Raw genomic sequence first — 1,589 nt, 5'->3', positions numbered from 1 at the left:
ACAAGATGCCAGTTCTACGCAAGATGCCAGTTCTACACAAGATGCCAGTTCTACGCAAGATGCCAGTTCTACGCAAGATGCCAGTTCTACACAAGATGCCAGTTCTACACAAGATGCCAGTTCCACGCCTGATGCCCATTCCACAGTTGATGTAGGGTGGGCAGTGCTTGAGACAGATCAGATTAGCTGACAAAGCCGGTTGCTAGGCACTGCCCACCATCGGTGTAGCCCCTCGTGAACAAAAACCACTGGCGTTGCTCAATCAAGCAATCAATATCAGTAGAGTGGGCATCCTGCCCGCCCGAAAATAAGCATGAAACTGGCAAGATGCCAGTTCTACGCAAGATGCCAGTTCTACACAAGATGCCAGTTCTACGCAAGATGCCAGTTCTACACAAGATGCCAGTTCCACGCCTGATGCCCATTGCACAGTTGATGTAGGGTCGCCAGTGCTTGATACCGATCAGGTGACAAAGCCGGTTGGTAACCACTGCCCACCATCGGGAGTTATAGATAATTGGCCTCAAAGCCTTATATAGCAAACTTTTCAGGACTCATGGCACTCCCTCAGGTATTGGTTTTTAGCCAGCACCTGAGGGGGATAGCCCGTCAAAATTCTTTACAAAACTCTGCGTCACGTTTCGCGTCCTCTCGTTTCTTATTTATAGATACAAAGCTTTCCAAGAGCAAGGGCTTTTGAAAGTAAATCAAGGAACGCCTATTAGATACGTAAAAGTTTGTAACTATGTTTAGTCAAGGTGAAATTTCAGAAGATTCCAAAGAACAACTCAAAACAATAGTGGGAGAAGTCTATGAGCTAGATAATGTTCCAGAACAGCCAGAGCTTTTTGAGTTGGTTCAAGAGTATTACCAGCTAGCGACTCAAAAAGAGCTTACCCAAGAATATGGTGAGAGAATGGCACAAATGTTTGACCTGGCAGTATTAGATTGGCAGTTTGACCAGTGCATTCACAGGGTAGATCAGCTGATCAGCCAGTCCTTCCAGTCTTGTCCCTGTTTAGGTTGCTCTGGTCTCCTTTCATTAGAAGACTTTATCTATGAGGTAAATGCCATAGCGCCCCAAGACATGAGTATGGAGAAGTTCAAAGAGCTTGCGATGAACCTTAATTTGAGTGAAAAGCTACTCGAACAATCTATTAGTTTTAAAAAGAGTGACTACCATCGCCAATTAGTTTGTACCACCCGTTTTGGTGATATTGCTGTTATTTCTTGGGAGCCTGGTCAGCGTTCACAAATACATACCCACGAAGAAAAAATTAGCATAATTCGTGTCTACAAAGGAACCCTTACCCACCGCTTCTATGAGCCAGTGGAGCACTTGCACGGAAAGCAGGGCTACCGAAGAAAGGACGAAAAAACCTTCACAGAAGGCGAGTTAGCCTGCGTTGGGTTTAATCAGACTCACCAGCTTGCTAACGAGTCCCAACAAGGACTCGTTACTGTGCATGTTCGGTTCTTCAAACAAAAACAAATGGTTATATACTCTGAACTTTTAGAGCTGATTCGTAAACTCCCACTAAACCTTGTAGGATAAGGCTTGCGCTAAAATAGAACAATTGAACTATTTA

General features: G+C 44.6%; 2 protein-coding genes. One reads left to right on the top strand and one right to left on the bottom strand.

The genetic code is table 11. The features are described from left to right. Positions 1 to 262 precede the first annotated feature (262 nt). Positions 263 to 430, bottom strand: a complete 168-nt coding sequence (locus F6K53_RS41150) for a hypothetical protein (RefSeq protein WP_293086077.1) — start codon at positions 428 to 430, stop codon at positions 263 to 265. Between the two features lie 315 nt (positions 431 to 745). Here F6K53_RS41150 and F6K53_RS41145 point away from each other — a divergent pair, with 315 nt between their 5' ends. Continuing rightward, positions 746 to 1,555: a cysteine dioxygenase family protein gene (locus tag F6K53_RS41145; RefSeq protein WP_293086074.1), complete on the top strand. Its 810-nt coding sequence runs from the start codon at positions 746 to 748 to the stop codon at positions 1,553 to 1,555. Positions 1,556 to 1,589: the final 34 nt, after the last annotated feature.

Origin of the sequence: Moorena sp. SIO4A1 (genome assembly GCF_010672065.1) — a bacterium.
Lineage (GTDB): Bacteria > Cyanobacteriota > Cyanobacteriia > Cyanobacteriales > Coleofasciculaceae > Moorena.
The sequence above is the reverse complement of the archived record's forward strand: the minus strand, read 5'-3'. Positions and strand labels throughout refer to the sequence as shown.

What these genes read in the sequence shown, in the direction of transcription:
- F6K53_RS41145 (WP_293086074.1), top strand. Translation starts at nt 746, where the DNA reads ATGTTTAGTCAAGGTGAAATTTCAGAAGATTCCAAAGAACAACTCAAA.